The 22,945-nt window shown below is 35.9% G+C and carries 22 protein-coding genes; 18 read left to right on the top strand and 4 right to left on the bottom strand.

The window, feature by feature from the left end:
• Positions 1-5: 5 nt before the first annotated feature.
• The 10 genes from PQ474_RS00445 to PQ474_RS00490 all read left to right on the top strand — a co-directional run bounded on the left by PQ474_RS00445 (position 6) and on the right by PQ474_RS00490 (position 12,545).
• Positions 6-1,778 carry a sensor histidine kinase gene (locus tag PQ474_RS00445; protein WP_273839546.1) on the top strand — a complete coding sequence of 591 codons (1,773 nt, stop codon included), beginning with the start codon at positions 6-8 and terminating at the stop codon, positions 1,776-1,778.
• On the top strand, positions 1,759-3,294 hold the full coding sequence (locus PQ474_RS00450) for a response regulator transcription factor (RefSeq protein WP_273839547.1): 1,536 nt from the start codon (positions 1,759-1,761) through the stop codon (positions 3,292-3,294). Before PQ474_RS00445 ends, PQ474_RS00450 begins: the two co-directional genes overlap by 20 nt.
• A 144-nt stretch (positions 3,295-3,438) precedes the next feature.
• Entirely contained in the window at positions 3,439-4,428 is a 990-nt protein-coding gene (locus PQ474_RS00455; RefSeq protein WP_273839550.1) for a LacI family DNA-binding transcriptional regulator, read from the top strand.
• A 129-nt stretch (positions 4,429-4,557) separates the two neighbouring features.
• The gene (locus PQ474_RS00460; RefSeq protein WP_273839552.1) at positions 4,558-5,280 is read left to right on the top strand and encodes a ThuA domain-containing protein; all 723 of its coding nucleotides are present in this window, start codon (positions 4,558-4,560) and stop codon (positions 5,278-5,280) included.
• A gap of 72 nt (positions 5,281-5,352) precedes the next feature.
• Positions 5,353-6,378, top strand: coding sequence for a Gfo/Idh/MocA family protein (locus tag PQ474_RS00465; RefSeq protein WP_273839554.1), 1,026 nt, complete (start codon positions 5,353-5,355; stop codon positions 6,376-6,378).
• A gap of 12 nt (positions 6,379-6,390) precedes the next feature.
• Positions 6,391-7,431: a Gfo/Idh/MocA family protein gene (locus tag PQ474_RS00470; RefSeq protein WP_273839555.1), complete on the top strand. Its 1,041-nt coding sequence runs from the start codon at positions 6,391-6,393 to the stop codon at positions 7,429-7,431.
• Positions 7,432-7,443: 12 nt separating this feature from the next.
• Positions 7,444-8,412: a sugar phosphate isomerase/epimerase family protein gene (locus PQ474_RS00475; RefSeq protein ID WP_273839557.1), complete on the top strand. Its 969-nt coding sequence runs from the start codon at positions 7,444-7,446 to the stop codon at positions 8,410-8,412.
• Positions 8,413-8,588: 176 nt separating this feature from the next.
• Positions 8,589-9,353: an IclR family transcriptional regulator gene (locus tag PQ474_RS00480; protein ID WP_273840269.1), complete on the top strand. Its 765-nt coding sequence runs from the start codon at positions 8,589-8,591 to the stop codon at positions 9,351-9,353.
• 200 nt (positions 9,354-9,553) lie between these two features.
• Complete coding sequence (locus PQ474_RS00485) at positions 9,554-11,731, top strand: malate synthase G (RefSeq protein WP_273839560.1); 2,178 nt, start codon at positions 9,554-9,556, stop codon at positions 11,729-11,731.
• A gap of 52 nt (positions 11,732-11,783) precedes the next feature.
• Positions 11,784-12,545: a fumarylacetoacetate hydrolase family protein gene (locus PQ474_RS00490; protein ID WP_273839562.1), complete on the top strand. Its 762-nt coding sequence runs from the start codon at positions 11,784-11,786 to the stop codon at positions 12,543-12,545.
• Positions 12,546-12,651: 106 nt separating this feature from the next.
• On the opposite strand, the gene PQ474_RS00495 is transcribed toward PQ474_RS00490, so the two are convergent.
• Positions 12,652-13,749 (bottom strand): ABC transporter ATP-binding protein, encoded by a 1,098-nt coding sequence (locus tag PQ474_RS00495; RefSeq protein WP_273839564.1) that lies wholly within the window; start codon positions 13,747-13,749, stop codon positions 12,652-12,654.
• Between the two features lie 113 nt (positions 13,750-13,862).
• Positions 13,863-14,771, bottom strand: a complete 909-nt coding sequence (locus tag PQ474_RS00500) for a PucR family transcriptional regulator (RefSeq protein WP_273839565.1) — start codon at positions 14,769-14,771, stop codon at positions 13,863-13,865.
• Positions 14,772-14,943: 172 nt separating this feature from the next.
• On the opposite strand from PQ474_RS00500, the gene PQ474_RS00505 reads away from it, so the two are divergent.
• The 8 genes from PQ474_RS00505 (at position 14,944) to PQ474_RS00540 (ending at position 20,610) form a co-directional block, all read left to right on the top strand.
• The gene (locus PQ474_RS00505) at positions 14,944-15,147 is read left to right on the top strand and encodes a hypothetical protein (protein WP_273839568.1); all 204 of its coding nucleotides are present in this window, start codon (positions 14,944-14,946) and stop codon (positions 15,145-15,147) included.
• A gap of 15 nt (positions 15,148-15,162) precedes the next feature.
• Positions 15,163-15,450, top strand: a complete 288-nt coding sequence (locus PQ474_RS00510; protein WP_273839570.1) for a spore coat protein — start codon at positions 15,163-15,165, stop codon at positions 15,448-15,450.
• A gap of 41 nt (positions 15,451-15,491) precedes the next feature.
• Entirely contained in the window at positions 15,492-15,662 is a 171-nt protein-coding gene (locus PQ474_RS00515) for a hypothetical protein (protein ID WP_273839572.1), read from the top strand.
• A gap of 125 nt (positions 15,663-15,787) precedes the next feature.
• Positions 15,788-16,048, top strand: coding sequence for an HPr family phosphocarrier protein (locus tag PQ474_RS00520; RefSeq protein WP_273839574.1), 261 nt, complete (start codon positions 15,788-15,790; stop codon positions 16,046-16,048).
• A gap of 281 nt (positions 16,049-16,329) precedes the next feature.
• Positions 16,330-17,358 carry a TRAP transporter substrate-binding protein gene (locus PQ474_RS00525; RefSeq protein ID WP_273839576.1) on the top strand — a complete coding sequence of 343 codons (1,029 nt, stop codon included), beginning with the start codon at positions 16,330-16,332 and terminating at the stop codon, positions 17,356-17,358.
• Positions 17,359-17,643: 285 nt separating this feature from the next.
• Positions 17,644-18,201, top strand: a complete 558-nt coding sequence (locus tag PQ474_RS00530) for a TRAP transporter small permease (RefSeq protein WP_273839577.1) — start codon at positions 17,644-17,646, stop codon at positions 18,199-18,201.
• Between the two features lie 11 nt (positions 18,202-18,212).
• The gene (locus PQ474_RS00535) at positions 18,213-19,493 is read left to right on the top strand and encodes a TRAP transporter large permease (protein WP_273839579.1); all 1,281 of its coding nucleotides are present in this window, start codon (positions 18,213-18,215) and stop codon (positions 19,491-19,493) included.
• 103 nt (positions 19,494-19,596) lie between these two features.
• Positions 19,597-20,610 (top strand): LacI family DNA-binding transcriptional regulator, encoded by a 1,014-nt coding sequence (locus PQ474_RS00540; RefSeq protein WP_273839581.1) that lies wholly within the window; start codon positions 19,597-19,599, stop codon positions 20,608-20,610.
• Positions 20,611-20,673: 63 nt separating this feature from the next.
• On the opposite strand, the gene PQ474_RS00545 is transcribed toward PQ474_RS00540, so the two are convergent.
• Together PQ474_RS00545 and PQ474_RS00550 are read right to left on the bottom strand one after the other, a co-directional pair.
• Positions 20,674-21,225 carry a shikimate kinase gene (locus PQ474_RS00545; protein WP_273839583.1) on the bottom strand — a complete coding sequence of 184 codons (552 nt, stop codon included), beginning with the start codon at positions 21,223-21,225 and terminating at the stop codon, positions 20,674-20,676.
• Positions 21,226-21,306: 81 nt separating this feature from the next.
• Positions 21,307-22,656 (bottom strand): hypothetical protein, encoded by a 1,350-nt coding sequence (locus tag PQ474_RS00550; protein WP_273839585.1) that lies wholly within the window; start codon positions 22,654-22,656, stop codon positions 21,307-21,309.
• Positions 22,657-22,945: the final 289 nt, after the last annotated feature.

Below are 22,945 nucleotides of genomic sequence, written 5' to 3' on the forward strand. Positions count from 1 at the left end.
CTTCGTTGTTAAAAACTAGCATAAGAAATAAATTAATTGTTCTACTTCTACTAATAACGATTATCCCTTTTGGTAGTTCGATCATTGTTACGTATTTATATACAAAAGAGTCCTTGAAGGATCAGTCCATACAAGAAAACATTAACCTGCTTTACCAAGGGAAAGTGAATATTGAGAGTTATTTAAAGGAACTCAATAACTTCACTTTCGCTTTTTATAATAATCCTGATTTTATGAACTATTTAAGAAAAAATGAAATAGGTGATTATGTGTCAAGAGGTGTCGCACATAATGTTCTTCAATCGCTCTTATATAGTGATGAGAGTGTGAATAAAGTCACGATGGCAATCGTCAAACATGAAGATTTGCTAACGGTTTCAAGGAGATCTGCTATTGCCTATTCCAGGTTAGTAAAAGCAAAAGATATTGATTATTATAAAAAAGCAAGGGAAAATCCTGCGAACCTATATATTGAACCTCTAAATGCACAGGATCGTTTCACGATTCACCGAGCATTTAGAGATGTTCCTGCAATCCATGTTCTGGCCTATGTGTCTTTAGAGATCCGACCGGATAAAATAAATGAACTAAGTAAATATCTATATCATGAAGAGGCTGAAGAATTTTACATTCTAACTCAAGAGGGACATTTAATTTATAGTTCTGAAGCAAATTCGAATGTAAATGAACAACTAGAATGGAAGGAAACGTTATTAACTGCCTCAGAATCAAATGGTACAGTAGCATGGAAGGATGAGAACTTTGACGGTGTGATGATCTATGAAACAACCTCGGATGCAACTGGCAGTTGGATCTTAGTTAAGAGAATTCCTAATATGACACTTTATGAGAGTGCATATAGTGTGGCAATCATTAATATATTTTTTGGTGTAATTGGTTTGTCACTAGTTATATTAGCGACTTTACTAGTATCATTTAAAATAACTTCCCCCATCAGAGTCTTATTACAAAATATAAAACAAGTAGAAAAAGGGAATATGCAAGTGCAGTTTCAAACTCTTGGTACAGATGAGATCGGAGTGCTAGGAGATCGATTTAAGACGATGATTGAAAAAATTAATCAACTGATTAATAGGGAATATAAATTGGAACTCGAAAATAAAACAAATCAACTAAAAGTGCTTCATTCGCAAATCAACCCTCACTTCTTATATAATACTTTGCAATCTATCGGGACAATGGCACTAAAAAATAAGGTGCCAGAAGTTTATACATCTCTAACCGATCTCTCTCAAATCATGAGGTATAGCATGAATATGGAGCATGATATAGTCCCATTAGAAAAAGAGATAAATTACACAAAAGCATACATGTTATTACAGAAACAAAGGTTTGGTGATGATTTAGAGTATCATTTAGACATAGATGAATTGGCTACCCATGTTAAAGTACCTAAGATGATTCTACAGCCTATTATTGAAAATTATTTTAAACATGGTTTTGAAGTGAGAAATCATATTGGGAAATTGACTGTAAAATGTAAGAAGAAAGATCAATATTTGTTTATCTCAATAAGTGATAATGGAATAGGTGTATCGGAACAACGACTCAAAGAGATAAGACAACACTTATATGAAGAAAAGAATCAGAGCTTAGGTGGAGACAGTATCGGACTAAAAAATGTTTACGAGCGCCTAAAACTCTATTATTCAGAAGAGGTTTCGTTCAAACTAAGAAGTCGTGATTCAGGAGGATTCTTAATTACAATCAGATTACCGATAGAAATGGGGTTATTACATGAAGGCGATAATCGTTGATGATGAAAAACATGTCCGTGAAGGCCTTCTATTGTTAGCGGATTGGGATGCATTAGGGATTAAGACAGTACTAGAAGCAGCAGATGGGGACGAGGCGATGAATTTAATTTCAGAGCATCAACCTGAAATTATTTTTACGGATATGAGTATGCCAAGGTGCGATGGCATCGATCTACTAAGGTGGATTTATGAAAGTAACCTATCCCCCAAAGTCATAGTTGTAAGTGGTTATGATGATTTTAAGTACACAAAGAACGCGATTATGTATGGGAGTTTTGATTATATCTTAAAGCCTATAAATCCAACTGAGTTAAACGAAACACTTTCACGTGCTGTCGTCGAATGGAGACAACAAAATAGCGCAAGACTATCTACATTAGAAAATACCCGAGCTGTTTTAGATCATCTCCTTACGAATAGTTTGACCCAATCGAGCCTACCGGATCGTGTCACTTCACAATTGAATGTTCAAGCCTGTAAGCCTTATATAATTGCCTTATTTCCTATGGCTGGGATCGTGCAGGCAGCATTTGAAGGTAATGCAGAGCAGGCACTTGAGACAGTGATTGAGACGTGCAATGATTTCTTGTCAAAAGGAAATCACCAGGGGGTAGCCTTTCAAAACATGAACAAGGATGAAGAAATGGTTGTGTTGTTTTGGGAGAGTCATGATGTAAGGAAAGTGATCGATCTAGTTGTTCAAAACGTTAAAGATAAAACCAACAGAACGTGTGCAGTTGTTGTAGGACGTTCTAGTGATCAGCTAAAGGATGCTTATGAATTCGCTAATAACGCATTAGCGACGTTGGATTTACGCCATTTAACCGTACAAGCTAACGAGGGTGATCATCTTGATCTAGTATACCTTTTTGATTACTCAGAAGAAGTTAAATGGTCTATTCAAAGTGGAAGTATTGAACAACTAGAACGCATTTTAGATGACATTTTTGGCAGGATCGAGAACATAGGTCACTTTACTTTTGGACAGTTAGAAATATGGGAAGCACAATTTGCTATTTTAAAAGACCATTGGTTAAAAGAGTATGAAATTAATCTTATTGATTCCGTTTATAGGGGAAATCACTATTGGGATCATAACGGTCAGTTTTCTTTTTCTCTTTTCAAAGAAGAGAAGAAGAAAGAATTTTATGAACTTATGAAACTGGTGTATGATTGTAAGTTTTTAACAGAGAAAAACACTGTTCAGATGATTGAGGAATACGTTAGACAAAATTATCAAAAAGACATTAAGTTGCAAGAAATAGCCGATCGTTTTTTTCTGAGTAGAGAGTATATTTCGAGGAAATTTAAACAAGAGTATCACGAAACTATTACCGATTACGTGACGAAAATCAGGATAGAAAAAGCGAAGGAATTATTAGGAAATCCTTTTTTAAAGATCTACGAAATTGCCGAAACCGTTGGATATCATAACGATAAATACTTTATAAAGGTATTTAAGAAACGAGAAGGTCAAACACCTAAGGAATATAGATCATCCTTACAAAGCCACTAGTTTGTTTGTGAGGATGGAATTTTTTAATAAAAAATCATTTTTACTATTGTTATTATACGAGTTTTAGATTATCCTAAAAGGGCAAAAGCTTTCTGTTTCAGAAAGCGCTGTCAATTGTGGTGCATCCTTGATAAAGGAGGAGCTATGGCAACGATAGAAGATGTGGCTAAGAAGGCTGGATTATCAAGGTCAACGGTTTCAAGGGTCATTAACCGTCATCCTTATGTAACAGAGGAAAAGAAAAAGTTGGTCTATGATGCTATGAGAGAATTAGAGTATTATCCTAATTCATCGGCACAAAGATTGAGAACGCAAAAGACAGATACGATTGCTGTACTCGTTCCTCGTCTAACGAATCCGTTTTTTCCTTTTTTAATAGAGGGGTTAGAAATGGTAGCGGTAGATCATGGTTTTCAATTATTAATCTGTCAAACGCATCAAGACAAAGAAAAAGAGCTTAGTTTTTTAAATTTGCTACAAACAAAGCAAGTAGATGGTCTCATTTTCACTTCAATTGAAAACGATTGGGATACGATTTCTTCCTTTAAAGAGTGTGGGCCAATTATCCTTTGTAATGAATATAGATCGGAGGCTACTTTTCCGGTTGTAAGGCTTAATCAGGTTAAAGGAAGTTATTTAGGTACTCGTCATTTAATTGAGAAAGGCCATCAGAAGATTGCTTATTGTGGTGGAACGACAAGCGAACTTGGAATTGATCGCGAAAAAGGATTTAGGAAGGCTGTCAAGGAATTTGATCTTGAGGTAAGAGAAGATTGGATCTTTCGTGATCCTTTTAGTATTGAATGTGGTAAAAGAGTTTTAAGAGAAATCAGAGCAATGGAAGACCGACCTACAGCCATCTTTACAGGTAGTGATGAAATTGCAGCTGGAATTATTAAAGAAGCAAAAAATTTAGGTGTTAACATTCCAGAAGACATTGCAGTAATTGGTTTCGATGATCAACCGATTGCGGAATTAATGGAACCCACATTGACAACAATTAGGCAACCTACTAAAGAGATGGGTCAAAAAACGATGGAGCTCATGCTTGCTATGTTAAATAATCAAGCTATTATCCACGAGAAACACGTGATTGAATTACCGATACAAGTAATTAGTAGAGAATCGGTTTAATGCACCTATCTATGGGAACGATTTCATATTTATGAGAACGATCCCATAGTTGGAAATCTGAGAACGATCCCACATGTGTGAGATCGATTCCAGAAAGTAGATGAAGATTAAAATATAGGAGGAATAAACATGTTAAACGTAACAGTATGGAATGAAAACCGCCATGAGCAAAAGAATCCGGTCGTACGAGATATTTATCCAGAGGGAATACACGGTGCTATTGCTAATTTCTTAAAAGAAGATCAGATTGAGGTAAAAACAGCAACACTAGATGAGCTTGAACATGGACTAACGGCAGAAGTTCTAACTAATACCGATGTTCTAATATGGTGGGGCCATCTTGCTCACGATGAAGTAGATGATGCCATTGTTGAAAAAGTGAAGAAAAGAGTATTAGAAGGAATGGGGTTAATTGTTCTTCATTCAGGTCACTTTTCTAAAATTTTCAAAACGTTAATGGGAACAAGTTGTGATTTAAAATGGCGCGAAGCAGATGATAAGGAACGCATTTGGATCATAGACCCAAGTCATCCAATTGTAGATGGAATTGGTGAATACATCGAGCTTGAAAAAGAAGAAATGTATGGAGAGCACTTTGATATTCCAGCACCTGATGAACTAATCATGATGAGTTGGTTTGAGGGAGGAGAAGTGTTCAGAAGTGGTTGTACGTACCAACGAGGAAATGGAAAGATCTTTTACTTTCGTCCTGGGCATGAGACGTACCCAACGTATCATAATAAAGAAATTCAACACGTAATCAAAAACGCAGTTCATTGGGCAAAGCCGGTTAATCGTTCTTATCCTGTTTATGGTAATGCTAAGCCGCTTGAGGAGATTAAGGCTAAGTAGGAGTAATAGCCTTATTTTTAGTAAACACATGAGAGATCTAATTAGAAACTAATAACTAGGGGGAATTTAAACATGAATAAATTAAAAGTAGCTGTTATCGGTTGTGGGAGCATTGCTAAGCACCGTCACTTACCTGAGTATGCAAATAATAAAGATGTAGAAATTGTGGCTGTTTGCGATATTGTTGAAGAAAGGGTAAAGGAATTTGCAGACCAGTATCAAGCAACAGCTTATACAAGTTATCAAGAGTTACTTGCAAGTCCTTCGATTGATGCAGTAAGTGTTTGTACACCAAACTATTTACATGCACCAATTTCAATTGCAGCTTTACAAGCGGGCAAACATGTTCTTTGTGAAAAGCCAATGGCAACATCACGCTTGGATGCAGAGAACATGATTAAGGCAGCACAAGAAAACAACAAAAAGATCATGATTGCCCATAATCAACGTTTTGTGCCATCACATCAAAAAGCTCGACAATTAATTGAAAACGGAGAAGTTGGAAAAATATACAGCTTCCGTACTGCGTTTGGCCATGGTGGTCCTGAAGGTTGGAGTGCGGACGGAGCCGAAAGTTGGTTCTTTAAAAAAGAACAAGCTTTCATAGGTGCTATGGGAGACCTAGGTGTGCATAAAACAGATTTGTTAAGATTCATCTTAGGTGAAGAATTTGTTGAAGTTGGTGCGTTTATTGAAACGAGTGCAAAGGCTAATGCAGATGTGGATGACACGGCTGTATGTGTATTAAAAACAGAAAGTGGGATTGTTGGAACATTGGCGGCTAGCTGGTCTTATGTTTCAAAAGAAGATAATTCAACGATTATCTACGGTGAAAATGCGATTCTTCGTTTAGAAGATGATCCAATTAATTCTCTTGTTGTTCAATATAAGAGTGGAGAAGTCGTTAAATATGAGCTTGGTGGTATTCAAACAAATGATTCTGGTGGTCAAACAAACACACAAGTCATTGATCAATTTGTTAACGCAATTATTCAAGATGTGGAACCAGCTGTTTCAGGGGAAGAAGGGATGAAATCTCTACAAGTTGTTTTATCTGCTCTTCAATCTAACGAAACGAAACAAATAGTTAGTTTTTAAAAGGAGAATCACATGAGTAAAATTAAAATGGGAATCATTGGTGCTGGAGGAATTGCTCAGGATCGCCACATTCCAGCGTACCTTCAATTAACCGATTCTGTCGCTCTCGAAGCAGTTTGTGACGTGAATATGGAAACAGCGCATACAGTTGCTCGAAAATTTGGGATAAACAAAGTGTTTACCGAATACAAGGAATTATTAAGTGAAGTTGATGCGGTTACCATTTGTACCCCAAACAAGTTCCATGCGGAAATTACCATAGCAGCTTTAAAGGCGGGTGTCCATGTTTTTTGTGAGAAACCAATGGCTTTAAACACAGAAGAGTGTGAAGCAATGATAGAGGCAGCTGAACAATCAAGTAATGTATTGGCGATTGGCTATCATTATCGTTTTATGAAAGATTCTCGTGCAGCCAAAAAGGCGATTTTAGCAAATGAAATTGGGGACCCGATTGTAGCTAGAGCACAGGCATTAAGAAGAAGAAAAGTACCGGGGTGGGGCGTTTTCACGAATAAAGAACTCCAAGGAGGAGGAAGTCTTATTGACTGGGGTTGTCACTTCTTAGATTTGTCTCTTTGGTTACTAGGAAATCCGAAACCTGTTGAAGTTATGGGGAAGGCGTATAACCACTTAAGTAAGATGCCAAATCAAGTGAATCAATGGGGAACGTTTAACCATGAAACATTTGAAGTAGATGATCATGTTACAGCCTATATTACATTCGAAAATGGAGCATCTATGCTGTTTGAAACGTCTTGGGCAGCGAATATTAAAGAGGATGTGGAGAGAGTTAGTATTTCTGGGCTAACAGGAGGCGTTGATTTGTTTCCATTTGAACTTAATCAAGCCAAACATGGCATGCTCATGAACAGTCAGGCAAACTGGATACCAGGTGAGGAAAATCCGGGGCTTGATCAAGTTAGAAATTTTATTGAGACGTGTTTAGGAAAAGAGGAGCTTGTCGTTAAACCTGAAGAGGCTTTACAAGTCTCGAAAATTATAGATGCGATTTACTTAAGTAGTGAGACAGGCAAGAGTATTAAGTTAGCATAGAGGAGGATGACAATGAAGTTAGGCGTCTTTACTGTATTGTTTTCAGAAAAAAAGTTTGATGAGATGCTAGATTATGTTAAAGCTGCTGGTGTTAAGGCCGTTGAAATCGGAACAGGTGGCTATCCTGGGAACGCTCATTGTGACATAGATGCTCTTCTTGAAAGTGAAGAGTTACGTAAGGAATACTTAGAAAAGGTATCGTCTCGAGGACTAGAGATTAGTGCATTCAGCTGTCATGGTAACCCGATATCTCCAGATTCCTCATTTGCCAAAGACTCACATGAGGCTTTAGTTAAGACCATTAGACTAGCAAGTCTTATGAGAGTACCTGTTGTAAATTGTTTTTCAGGGACAGCTGGTGATCATGAAGGGGCAAAATATCCGAACTGGCCTGTTACACCATGGCCGAACGAATATGGTGACGTTTTAAAATGGCAGTGGGAAGAAAAGTTAATTCCATATTGGCAGGAGTGGGGCCAGTTTGCCAAAGATCATAATGTGAAAATTGGCTTAGAGCTTCATGGCGGATTCTTAGTTCATACACCTTATACCCTTCTAAAATTAAGAGAAGAAACATGTGACGCCATTGGTGCAAATCTTGATCCAAGTCACTTATGGTGGCAAGGCATTGATCCTGTAGCTGCGATTAAAATCTTAGGAAAAGCGAATGCGATTCATCATTTTCATGCGAAGGATACGTATATTGACCAAGACAATGTTAACATGTATGGATTAATTGATATGCAGCCTTATGGAGAAGTACAAACGAGAGCTTGGACATTCCGTTCAGTTGGATGTGGTCACAGCATTCAAGAGTGGTCAGATATGATCAGTGCCCTGCGTACGTTTGGGTATGATTATGTCGTTAGTATTGAACATGAAGATCCAATCATGTCAATTGAAGAAGGGTTTACTAGAGCCGTAAAGAACCTGAATTCGATCTTAATAGAAGAGAAACCTTCTGATATGTGGTGGGCTTAACCACCTTAAATATAAATAAAGTGCGAGTGAGAACATTTAATAGTAATCCTAGGACATAACCCTATAAGGTTATGTCCTTTAATGATTTTTGATTTCTCTCATTTTAAATAATCTAACACTCTTTTCTGCATTTTTTGTTGCCTGGTGTTATGATGAATGTAGTTGATGTCATTTTTATGGAGGATTATTATATGGTTAAATCTGTAGATAGAGCTTTACAGCTTATTCATTTAGTAAGTCAGAATAAAGAAGGACGCGGAGTAACGGAGCTAGCTACACATCTAGATCTAAATAAAAGTTCTATTTTCAAGTTACTAAGTACACTTGTGAGCCATGGATATATTGAACAAGATCCAAACACGAAAAAGTATCGTCTTGGTTATAAATATTTAGAACTTAGTTCGATATTACTTGAATCAATTGATCTGAGAACGGAAGCAAAACCGTTTCTTGAAGAATTGGAATCGCTGACGAATGAAGTGATCCATTTGGTTGTTTATGACCAAGGTGAAGTGATTTATATTGAGAAGTTAGAAGGTAGTGAAACATTACGGACGCATTCTAAAGTAGGTAGGAGGGCTCCAATGCATTGCACCAGTGTTGGAAAGGTCATACTTGCTCATTTACCAGAACATGAGGTCTCAGCCATCATTGATAAATATGGGTTGCCAAGACATACTGAAAAAACGATAACGGATCGAGACCAGTTCTTACTTGAATTACAAAAAATAAAACGGAAAGGCTTTGGAGTTGAAGTTGAAGAGAATGAGGCTGGGATTTCTTGCATGGCGACACCTATTTTTGATAATCGTGGAAAAATTGTAGCAGCGGTTAGTATTTCTGGACCTTCAACTAGGTTAACGAAAGAACGCATTGAGAGACTAAGTTCAATTCTTATTGAAGTAGGTAGTAAAATTTCGCGTCGTCTTGGATTTTATTAAACGAGCTAGAGTAGATCCTAGCTTGTTTTCATTGAAAAAAGAAAGTAGAGATAGAAAACAAACTGAAGGAAATTTCAGAAAAATGATTGAAATGAAAAGGCCTTCATGTTACTCTTTATTTAAATAAGGAAACGGTGTTTCCTGATAAGAAACTAGGTAATTATTTAATTAAGTTTTGTATCTAAAAGGGGGAAATCGAATTGTCAAAGTATGTAAAAATTAGGAACCTTCAAGTGGCACACGCATTATTTCAATTTATTAATGAAGAAGCGCTACCAAAGAGTGAGGTGGCTAGTGAATCATTTTGGGGAGATTTAGAAACGTTAATTAACGATCTCTCACCTCAGAATAAAGCATTATTAGAAATAAGAGAGGAACTACAACAGAAGATAGATGCTTGGCATAGAGCTAATAGTGAGACTTTTGATTTTCCTACGTACAAGGCTTTTTTAAAGGAGATTGGTTATTTAGAGCAAGAAGTTGAAGATTATCAAGTTAATACGGAGGGAGTAGATGATGAGATTTCGATGCACGCTGGACCACAATTAGTGGTACCAGTTAATAACGCTCGGTATGCAATCAACGCTGCTAATGCTCGTTGGGGAAGCTTATATGATGCTCTTTACGGAACGGATGCTATTAGTGAAGAACAGGGAGCTGAGCGTCAAAAAACTTATAACCCGCTTCGTGGTGAAAAAGTCATTGCTTTTGCAAAAGATTTTCTAGATCAAGCCGCACCATTAGTTGTCCAATCTCATGCTGACGCTGTACAGTACGCAATTATAAATGGAAAGTTGACGATTACTTTAAGTACTGGAGAAACGACAGAGCTTAAGTCACCAGAAAAGCTTCTTGGGTATCGGGGGTTACCTGAAGATCCATCCGTTATCTTATTCAGAAACAATGGTCTTCATTTTGAAATTCAGATTGATCGTAATCATTCGATTGGTAAAACAGATGTTGCCGGTGTGAAAGATATTTTAATGGAATCGGCTTTAACAACGATCATGGACTGTGAAGACTCTGTTGCTGCAGTTGATGCTGAAGATAAAGTGTTGGTTTATCGCAACTGGTTAGGTCTAATGGATGGGACATTATCTGCGACATTCCAAAAAGGAAATAAATCGATAACACGAACATTGAATCCAGAACGGATTTACACGTCACTTGAAGGAGAAGAAATAACATTATCAGGACGTTCCCTTATGTTTGTGCGTAATGTCGGCCATCTTATGACGACTAACGCGGTATTAGATGCATCTGGTCAGGAAGTACCTGAAGGGATATTAGATAGTGTTGTTACGAGTTTACTTGCTAAACAAGACCTTTTGCGAAATTGCCAAAAGAATTCAACAAAAGATTCTATTTACATTGTTAAGCCAAAGATGCATGGGTCTAAAGAAGTGGCCTTTGCTAATCTTCTTTTCAATCGAGTCGAAGATATGCTTGGTCTAACGAGAAATACACTTAAAATTGGTGTGATGGATGAGGAACGCAGAACAAGCATAAACTTAAAGGCTTGTATCCGTGAAGTAAAAGATAGAGTAGTATTTATTAATACTGGATTTTTGGACCGGACTGGTGACGAAATTCATACATCGATGGAAGCAGGTCCAGTTATCCGAAAAAGTGAAATGAAGTCTGCCGATTGGTTAGTTGCTTATGAGAAGTCTAACGTGAAAGTGGGATTAGCTAGTGGATTGCAAGGGCGTGCTCAAATTGGGAAAGGAATGTGGGCAATGCCAGATTTGATGGCAGAGATGTTAAATCAAAAGGGTAGTCAACTTAAAGCTGGAGCTAATACCGCTTGGGTTCCTTCGCCAACGGCCGCAACGTTACATGCGCTACATTATCATCAAACGGATGTTTGGCAAGTGCAAGATGTATTAGCTAAACAGTCTATTGAACTATTAGACGATATATTAACATTGCCTTTAGCTTCTAATACAAACTGGAGTTCAGAAGAGATTCAACAAGAGCTTGACAACAATGCTCAAGGAATCCTAGGCTATGTGGTTCGTTGGGTAGAGCAAGGTGTTGGTTGTTCAAAAGTACCCGATATTAACAATATTGGTTTAATGGAAGACCGAGCTACATTACGAATCTCAAGTCAACATATTGCGAATTGGCTGCGTCATGGAATTTGTACAAAAGAACAAGTGAATGAAACATTAAAGCGGATGGCAAAAGTTGTTGATGAACAAAATATAAATGACCCCGAATACCGTCCAATGTCTCAAGATTTTGAACAGTCTGTTGCGTTCCAAGCCGCATGCGAACTAGTTTTTGAAGGTTGTAAACAACCAAGCGGATACACGGAGCCAATCTTACATCGACGTCGTCAGGAAGCAAAAGCCAAAATTGCTCAAAACGCATAATAAGAGTTGGCTATAGCAATGGACAGAAAAATATTGAGAGGAAATTGATACTATGAAATTTGTTCGATTTACAGTTGAATCAGAAGTATTTACTGGAGTTCTTTCAAGTGAGGAGATTCAAGTGGTGAGTGGTGATATCTTTGGAGAATGGGATTATACAGGAAGACTATTCTCCTACCATGATGTTCAAATCCTAGCGCCTCTTGAACCTAATCAAGTAATCGGAATTGGTGCGAACTTTGTAACGAGTGTGGAAGAACTTCCAGAGAAATCTCCAGAGCTTCCTGTCTTTTTCTTTAAGCCAACATCATCTGTGATTGGTCCTGATGAAGAGATTGTTATTCCAGAAGCAATCGAACAAGTTAAGTTTGAGTCTGAATTAGCGGTCGTCATTGGAAAAGAAGCAAAAGATGTAGAGGAACCAGACGTTTTTGATTATGTGTTTGGCTATACGATCGCAAACGATGTTACAGCACCTCAATTCTTTCATGAGGATGGACATTGGATGATTGGAAAATCATTTGATACTTTTACACCACTAGGTCCTTGTATTGAAACGGAGCTTGACCCATTAAACGTCTTTGTTGAAGCAAAAGTAAACGGGAATGAGAAGCAAAATAGTCCGACTCATCTAATGATTGTTTCAATCCAAAAGATGATTTCCTATCTTTCACGTGTGATGACCTTAAAGCCAGGAGATGTCATTTTAACAGGCAGTCCAGTTGGAGCAGAATTAGTTGGGGATGGTGCCGTAATTGAATGTGAAATAAAAGAAATAGGTGTATTAGGAAATCATTTTGTGAAAAGAAAGTAAAGGCCAATTAATAATGAGCCAGGTAAAAACAAATCAATTGTTTTTACCTGTTTTTTTAATAATGAAAAAAGCACCTCAATCATATGATTGAGGTACCTTTTGTATATTAGTAAATTCTTTTTTCTGTTTCAGTATCAAAGAAATGTACTTTATTCATATCAAATGCTAATTGGACTTTTTCACCATTTTTCACGTCTGAACGAGCATCTACGCGAGCGATGAAATCTTGACCTGCCACTTTCGAGTAAAGGTAAGATTCAGCACCTAATAATTCAGCTACTTCAATAGTTGCTTCAATTTGAGTTTCCGGAGAAGCTTCTAAGAATAATAGTTCATCATGAATGTCCTCAGGACGAACACCTAAAATGACTTCTTTACCTGCATAGCCTCTTTCTTTTAAAAGCTTCATTTTCCCTTCTGGAATTTTAATTTTAACGTCTCCAAGTGTGAAGACACCATCTCCTAATTTCCCATTTAAGAAGTTCATAGCAGGTGAACCGATGAAACCACCAACAAAGACATTATCAGGGTTATCATAAACTTCTTTAGGAGTTCCTACTTGTTGGATGAACCCATCTTTCATGATAACGATACGAGTAGCCATTGTCATTGCTTCAGTTTGGTCATGTGTTACGTAAATGGTTGTTGTTTGAAGGCGCTGATGTAATTTTCCTATCTCTGCACGCATTTGAACACGAAGTTTAGCATCAAGGTTAGATAATGGCTCATCCATTAAGAAAACTTGTGGATCACGAACGATAGCACGTCCTAATGCAACACGTTGACGTTGTCCACCCGACATCGCTTTTGGCTTACGATCTAGCATTTCAGTTAAACCTAGAATTTTCGCAGCTTCTTTTACACGTCTATCAATTTCCTCTTTTTTAAACTTACGTAGTTTAAGACCAAATGCCATATTATCATATACATTCATATGTGGATAAAGTGCATAGTTTTGGAAAACCATTGCGATATCACGGTCTTTTGGAGCAACGTCATTCACACGGCGGTCACCAATGTAGAGGTCTCCTTTTGAAATCTCTTCAAGTCCTGCGATCATACGTAATGTTGTGGACTTCCCGCATCCAGAAGGACCAACAAAAACGATGAATTCTTTATCTTCTATTTTTAAATTGAAGTCAGTAACTGCTGTTACATCACCATCATAAATTTTGTATACATTTTCTAAACGAATTTCTCCCATAACAACTCGCCCCTTTTCTTTTCTTAAGTATGTTATTAGTCTACCTTAAGAAAGCGTTTTCTCATATTGTAAAAGTGCATAAAAAAGAATGCATGGTTTTTGTGCACCATGCATTATTTGCTAGAATCATTTATTAGTAAAGCCAGATAAATAGAAACTGCATGACTGAAATGCCTGATGTCTATCCCTGTTTTTTCAACGAATTTCTCAACACGGTATTGCATGGTATTGCGGTGAAGATAGAGTTTCTTTGCAGCTAAAGAGATATTCATATTGCAATCTAAATACATTTTTATACTTTTAATAAGCTCTTTTTCTTTTAGGACATTAGATAATAATTGCTCGGAAATCTGATGTAAAGTTGAAGGACTTGCCTCATGTAATAGTAGGTAAGGGATTACTGCTTCACCATTATAAATGCTCTTTCTTATTAATTGACTGACTGTTGAAAAACACATTTTTTCCCAAAGGAAGTGTGTTTTCGCTTCGGAAAATGTAAATTTTCTCAGGCCTATGTATAGGGATATGTCAATGTAGAAATCACTTGTAATTGTATCTTTAATGGAATCATAAAGGTTTTCTATAGAATCCGTTATATCTGGTTGCAAATCAACTATGACACCTTGTCTTTCCGTTTCCCAAAGTATGGCGGTTTTCGTCGAGAATAAACTAGCTATTGCTTCAGATAACGTACTATGATCGGGAATCTCTCCTTTGATATTCATATGAATAAAACGAAAAGTGGAATTTTCTTTTTCAGCCGTATTTATGCTGCTCTCTGAATCAAATAATAGCGTTGCCCAAAATCTCTCTTCATTTGATTTACTCTGATAATTTTTTGTTATGTTAATGGGTGTTAAAAAGATCGTTAACAATGATTGCTCGTTAGTTGTTAATTGATCAACAGGAAAACCAATAGTGAGATTGTCCGGTGTTTTATACCAGCAATAATCATCATGAGCCAATTGATCACTCCACAGAACTACTTTATCACCAAAGTGTTGTTTAAGTTTATCTAACATAAAAGATTCCTTTCTAATAAAAATGAACAATAAAGCAACGAGATACACAATAAGGATACCATATTAAATACTGCTTATGAAAAATCAATAAGATTTATATATATTGAATAATAATATCTGCAATGTAATCAATACTATAAGAGAATAAGTTAAACATTAGGAGGTGGGCTAAATGAGTAAACTTACAACAAAAGAGTTGTCCTTTATTGAAGATGAGATTAGAGCAGAAGAAATTACAGCAAAAACAATGAATTGGTGCGCTTCTCAATGTGAGGATCAAGAACTAAGAAATTTACTTGAACAGCTTGCTGAAAAGCACCAATTAAAAATTGCAGACCTTTCGCAATACTTTAACCGATCTGGAATTATTCAATAATGGAGGGACATAAGAATGCCAAATAATATAGAAGGCCGAGGTTTGACCGACCGAGAGATGTTACAACTATGTTTACAACTCGAAAAAGGTAGATGCCAAAGTATTAGTCATACACTCTTAGAATCGAGTCATAAAGAACTTCGTAAAATTTATCAACAGTGTTTTGATAATGCAAGTCATAATCAATATAAACTATTTGAAGTAATGAGTGAAAAAGGTTGGTATAAAACAAGTCAAGCTACTGCTAAGCAAGTTGCAGAGGTGCAAGAGTTTATGCAACATAACCTTAATCCAGAAGGATGAACACTAATTGAGTATACAAAAATAAGGGAGGTGTAAAATCAATGATAAATCAGGACTTAGATAAATTTAACCATGTCCAGCAAAAACATAAATCGAGGTATTTAAAAGGAGCAAATGGAGTAAAAAAGGAGGGGGCAAATCAGAACGACAATACTATTACGGGTACATCAGTAGGTGCTGAAGGAAGAGATCTATCTAGAGAATCTAAATAATTTAGTAGGCAAATAGGGCGAGACTAACTTATGTTTCGTCTTTTTTTGGAAAATGATTTACTTTATTATGAGCAATCGATTATAGTAACGATTAAAAGGATGATAAATCATAAGGAGGTAACCAAATGAGTGAAACAGCTTCTAAGCAAATAAGCATTCATATTTCGGAAGAGCAAACGATTACAGAATTAAGTAAATTAGTTCAACATTTTAAGGCAGAAATTTATTTAAAGAAAATTGTGAATGGCAATGTAATAGAAGTAAATCTTAAAAGCTTTTTAGGGTTAATTACTTTACAGCTGAAAAATAATGATCGTATCACAGTCCGAACGATCGGATCAGATTATAATGAAGCTCTAAGTAAAGTAGTAGAGTTCTTAACATAATTAATTTAAGAAGAGAAATGATAATTATTATAAAAATTTAAGAGTTTAGAAAATTTCACTATTGCTATTTCTTTTGTTTTTGAGTAGAATTACCTTAGAGTTTAGATCGATCTAAAAACAAAAATAGATCGATCTAATATAAACCTTAAAGGGGGATTATCAATAATAAGAAAACAGAAACTTTATAAGTGGAAATGTTTCCTTATTAAAAAAATTTCGGTTAGATTGAAAGCGCTATCTAGTATTTGTTGAAATTTTTATACTATTAAGGGGGGGTTAATTTGAAGAAATTATTGACAACGTTATCTTTAGCAAGTATGTTAGCTCTTGCTGCCTGTGGTGGACAAAGTGCAGAGCCATCTGGCCAAAATGGTGAAGAAGCAGCTACAGGAGAAGCTAAAGTTATGAAGCTAGCAGTTGTAACACCAGATGAGAGATCTTTAACTAAAGGCTTATACAAATTTCAAGAAATTGTTGAAAGTGAAACCAATGGCTCTATTAAAGTAGAAGTACACCCTAATGGCCAACTCGGTGGAGACCGTGAAGTTCTTGAAGGACTTCAATTAGGAACGATTGAGGGGACAACAGTTTCAACTGGACCAGTTGCTCAATTTGCACCACGCTTTGCCATGTTTGATCTGCCATTTTTATTTTCTGATACAGACATAGCTTATGAAGTATTAGATGGTCCAATTGGTGTTGATTTATTAAATGATTTACCTGAACAAGGATTGATTGGTCTGAATTATTGGGAAAACGGATTCAGACATATGACGAATGATGTAAGAGAAATCACTTCGTTGGAAGATATTAAAGGACTGAAAATTAGAACGCTAGAAAATGATTTGCATATTGATATGTGGCGTGAACTAGGAGCAAACCCAACGCCGATGGCTTTCACTGAGCTTTTTGCTGGTTTACAACAAGGAGTTGTAGATGGACAAGAGAATCCTGTAGGAAATGTAACGACCTCTAACTTTTATGAAGTTCAGGAATTTTTAACGAAAACTGGACACATTTACAATGCTAGTTTATTTATGATTAGTAAAGCGTTCTGGGATACACTTACAGAAGATGAGCTAGCAATTATGACAATGGCAGCAGAAGAAGCAAGAAATTATCAACGTGAATTAAACCAACAAGAAGAGTTAGAGGCTTATGATTTCTTAGAAGAAAATGGAATGACTATTACTGAATTATCAGCTGAAGAACAACAAAAAATCTTTGAAAAAGTTCAACCTGTATATGAAAAATATTCATCTAGGATTGGTGAAGATCTTGTAAATCAGCTATTGGATGCTGTTCAATAAGTAAATTAAGAGATCTCGAGAAGAGGAATCTTCTTGAGATCTAAACTCTTATACTTTGAAACTAACGATAATGTGCAACATACTATACGGTCATTAAAGATGAACAAAAGTATTTATCTAAGTACGATTGAAAACTGCCAATGTCCTAAAAAGTGAAGCGATCATTGTGTTAGCTAATAAGGCATTCTAAAAAGAAAAAGTGTGATGGTAACCCTATAATTGGCAAAGATATATAGTTTTGTTTTTCTTTACTTAATAGATATTTACTGGAAGAGAGGTATTCGTATGAAAGTATTAAGATGGCTAGATAAGCATATTGAGGAAGTGTTTTTAGTTGTTTTTTCAGTAGTTATGGTTACGGCTATTTTCATGCAAGTATTTATGAGATATGTACTAGGATCATCACTTGCATGGTCTGAGGAATTAGCCAGATATTGTTTTATTTGGCTTGTCTATGTAGGAATTAGTTATGGAGTGAAAAAGCAACGCCATATTAAAGTCGATGTGATACTTATCTTACTAAAAGACAAGTGGAAAGTTGTGCTAAATATCATTGCAAATTTAATTTTCTTAGGATTTGCGGTGTTTGTTATTATATACGGCTACAGTATTGCTAGTAGACTACTTGCGTTTGGTCAGACATCACCAGCACTTCAATTACCAATGGGGCTTGTGTATTTAGCCACTCCTATTGGAATGGGTCTAACAGCATTTCGTTTAATTCAACAGCTCATTCAGCTGATTCGTACGTTATTAGGTAACGAAGAATTTGATGTGAAAACAGAACAAGAACGTCTATTAGAAAATCAAGACATCATTACTGATAAAGGGATGAAAGAGTAGGGGGTATTAGGATGACAGCAACTGTATTATTTGGAAGCTTTGCGCTGTTACTACTGTTAAGTGTGCCGATTGGTATATCGTTAGGGGTAGCTACCCTATTAGCCATCATGTATAGCGGTAAAATACCGTTAGATTTTCTCGCACAAGGATTAGTAACTTCGATAGATTCTTTTCCTTTAATGGCTGTTCCGTTCTTTATTTTGGCAGGGGAAATTATGGCAAAAGGTGGTTTGACTGAGCGCCTTTTCCGTGTGGCAAATACAATTGTAGGAAATAAAACAGGTGGATTTGCAATCGCTACCATTATTACATGTATGTTTTTTGCAGCGATTTCAGGTTCAGGACCGGCTACGGTAGCTGCCATCGGTGGAATGATGATTCCTGCTATGGTGCGCCAAGGTTATGATAAGAAATTTGCAACAGCAGTCGTATGTGCGGCTGGTTCGCTTGGTGTTATTATTCCTCCAAGTATACCTATGGTTATTTATGGTGTAGTTGGCAGTGTTTCAATCGGTAACTTATTTATTGCAGGCGTTATTCCTGGCATTTTAGTAGCTGTTGGTTTAATGATCTATGCTTATCTTTATTCAAAAAAAATGGGTTATAAAGGAACAGAAGAGAAAAGTACTTTGTCAGGCTTCCTAAAGTCAGTTTGGGATGCAAAATGGGCTTTACTAGTTCCTGTCATTATTCTAGGTGGTATATATGGTGGAGTCTTCACACCTACAGAAGCTGCTGTTATTGCGGTAGTATACGGATTAGTCGCATCATTGCTTCTATATCGAGAGTTGAAGATAGTTGAATTACCGAAGATATTTGCCGATTCAGCATTAACGACAGCAACGGTTTTAATTATTATAGGTACAGCTACAGCTTTCGGAAGGTTATTAACCATTGAGCAAATTCCGCAAATGGTTACAGATGTAATGCTATCAATCTCAGAAAATCCAATTATCATTATCTTATTAATCACTTTGTTGCTTTTAATTGTCGGTTGTTTTATGGATACCTTAGCAGCAATTATTATCTTAACACCAATCTTATTACCAATTGCAATGAATATTGGAATAGATCCAATCCATTTTGGGATAATCATGGTTGTTAACTTAGCTATTGGTTTCATCACACCACCATTAGGTGTTAATTTGTTTGTAGGTTCTGGAATTTCAGGTCTTTCTATAGAGGCCATATCAAGAGCAATAATTCCGTTCTTTGTGGCAATGCTTACGACTTTAATCATTATTATTTTTGTTCCGCAATTATCTCTTTATTTAATTAGTGTCTTAAGATAGCGGTTTAGAGATAATGATTCGACAGTCGGAGGAAAGACCCCTATAATAGACTTAAGAGTTTAATTGTTAATAAAAAATCCTTAAACTGGTGGATGATTTGTATATGAAACGAAAAAAAGGCTCCCGTGTTACTTTACAAGATGTCGCCAATCATGCAGGTGTTTCTCGTGCGACCGCTTCTTTAATTGTTAGAAATAGTCCAAATATCTCAGAGGGCACTCGTAACAAAGTGTTAAAATCGATTCGAGAATTAGGTTATGTTTATGACCGAGTAGCTGCTAATCTAAGGTCACAGCAATCGACAACAGTAGGTTTAATTATCACAGATATTGCCAATCCGTTTTATTCTGATTTACTAGTTGGTGTTCATAATGCACTTGAAGAAAATGGCTATACTGTTTTTTTAGGAACGACGTTTGATTCCGATAAAAAGCAAGAAAAGCTGCTTTCGACGATGCTTGAACATAGAGTAGGTGGAGTCATTCTGTGTCCAGTTTCGGATAGTTCAAAAGAGACGATTGAACGAATAAGTCACTTGAATATTCCTATTGTACTCGCAGTTAGAGAGATAAAAGAGCTACAGTGTGATTATGTAGGAATTGATTATAGAGAGGGATCTAAGCTTGCTGTCGAGCATTTAATTAAGAAGGGACACCGTCGTATTGCATTTTTAGGAGGGTCCTCTGAATCTTCAGCCTGGAAAGAACGCAAAATAGGCTATTACATGGCTCTTGAAGAGGCAGGAATTGATATTGATGAATCATTAATAATAGAAAATACGGTTACAAGAGAAGGTGGAGTTCACGCTGTTACTAAAGCTCTACTTTTAGAGACCCCACCAACAGCCGCTTTTTGTTTTAATGATTTTGTTGCTAGAGGTGTGATGCAGGGGCTAAAAGAAGCAGGTTTAGTCCCTGGAGAAGATATGGCCGTAGTCGGTTTTGATAATGTTCAGGAAACCGTTATCTATAGTCCACCATTGACAACCGTTTCATCTTTTCCAAGGCTAATTGGGACTGAAGCTGCGAAACTTCTCCATGAACGAATTGCTGATCAAGAACGTGAGCAAAAGCGAATTATTTTACAACCAGAATTAGTTGTTCGTCAAAGTACGTAATAGTTTCTAATTAAAGAGATCAAAAAAGCTGACCAATTGGTTCAGCTTTTTTGATTTGCTTAATTAATTATCATATAAATCCCAAGCTAATTTTAAAGAATCTGTAATATAGTCTGCAATTTCCTCAACGTCTAAATTATCTGTTGTTAGTTTAGAGTTATGAGTCGCATAGATTTCTTTTCTTTTATAAAATAGTTCCTCTATTTCTTCAATAGAGCGGCCTTGTAATACGGGACGGTTATCAATAATAATATTTAACCGCTCTTTCCAGCTATCCCAAGAGATATCTAAAGCAAACACGATACAATTTGCTAAACAAAGTTCGCGAATTTCTTTTTGTAAGAACGCACCGCCACCAAGTGATATTACTTTTAATCTTTGATTACAAAAAGTTGAAACCATACTTTTTTCTTTTTCGCGAAAAGCTTTTTCGCCAATCGAATTAAAAATTTCTGGAACGGGCATGTTGTATTCTTTTTCAATCTCTTGATCTATATCTATAAACGTACGATAAAGCTTTTGTGCAACAAGTTTTCCAATTGTCGTCTTACCAACGCCCATAAAACCAATAAAGACAATACTTTTTTCACGTGGAGATAAATTAGTGTTAGTCATTTTAAAGCTCTCTTTCAATTTATTAGGATTATAAACAGTATAATATAGATTGGTTGACATGTAAAAATAATAGTTGGAATTTTAGAAAAATAAACTTATAAAATAAGCCACACTTATACTCAATAAAATATAGAAAAGAGCAAAAGGTAAATTCCATAATCCTAGTTTATAGGGGTTCATTTTTATTTGCTCCGCCAAGATAGAGACAGATAAATTGTATGGACTGTACATTACAGTGGCCAAGCTACACGCAATTAATACAACTGTAAGTCCTACATTGGATACTCCAAATACGATTGGACTTAATAGTTCTGCAATAAGCGTAATTGAAACTAGTGGATGAAATCCGATTAATGATGTGATTAAAAAGAAAGAAGCAATCACAACGTATAGCAGAAAGGTTTTGTCAGCTAAATGAATAAAAGTTAACTGTAGAAACATAAGATGTCCTGATAAAGACAACATATCTACAAATAAACCTGCACTTAGGAACATAAAAAAGTAATTAGACAAGCCGTTTGTTCGTTCCTTCCAATGTGGGATCGTGATCTGAAAATATCGTTTGAATTTACCTATTATGATAGACCATCCGATTGAAACAGGAATAATAAGTACAATAATTGAAAATAAATAACCCTTATTAAGAGATGATTGCAGTATAGAAACGAGCACAATTAAGACAGCTAATAATAGGAGCATTTCATAAATCTTCTTTTTGATTTTTATCATTGAAATACTTTGACTAGGAGGAATGATTGATAATTCCTCTGTGAATTTGTGAGACGAAAGAATCCAATCGGCTGCAATTGCAATAAGGGCAGTGGAAATGACGATCGGGAAAATTTGTAAATAACTTGTATTCGTAATGTCGAGGGAAGTGCTGACCATGACTTCCATTGGACTCCAAGTAAGACACAATGCATATGCTCGTAACAAATTTTGTGAATAGAATTTGTTTGTAGTTTTCGTAGGAATTTGATGCAATGTTGATTTTAAAGACTTTGCTAATAAAGGTATTGTAGCAATATTTAGGAATAATCCTAGAAGATGAGTCACAAGAAAACTTCTTTTGTATAATTTGCTCAATTTAGTTACACCTTGTTCTAAAAATGTACTCAGATTTTTATCATATTTGCCGACACGAATAAGCGAATTGATAAAAGGTAAAACGAGGAATAACGAAAGAACACCGAGCATCGTTTCAAAATAAAAGAATAGCTGGTACCAGGGTAGGTCATTTTGTGAAAATAAAATAAGTCCAACAATAAGGAAAACAAGACCGGAATTTCGGTAAAGACCTCTAGAAAATAAAAATGAGATTACTAGTGACAATGCAGCGACTAATCCAATTGTAAATGACAAAAATGGATCATTAATAAATCTTGAGATTATATACAAGAGGACAAGTAACGAGTAAATAAATATGAGCATTCTGTTGAATCCTTTCTTTAATCTATTTTAAATAGGTCTATAAATAAAAGAAGCTAAATAGGATTTGAGCAAAATGATATCCAGAAGCAATTAATCTAAAATGTAAGATTATTTTCAAAAAAGTATTGCTAAAGTATCAGATTTATCGTAAAATCATGGTAACGTTTACAGACATAATGTTATATTTTAGATCGATCTAATTATAACATAAGTGTTTATTTTTTTGTATAATCATTAGATCGATCTACTAGATTCGTTTTCACAAATTTTAAGAAGCAGGTGATAAGTT

The organism is Halalkalibacter alkalisediminis (assembly GCF_028610705.1).
Taxonomy (GTDB): domain Bacteria; phylum Bacillota; class Bacilli; order Bacillales; family Bacillaceae_D; genus Halalkalibacter; species Halalkalibacter alkalisediminis.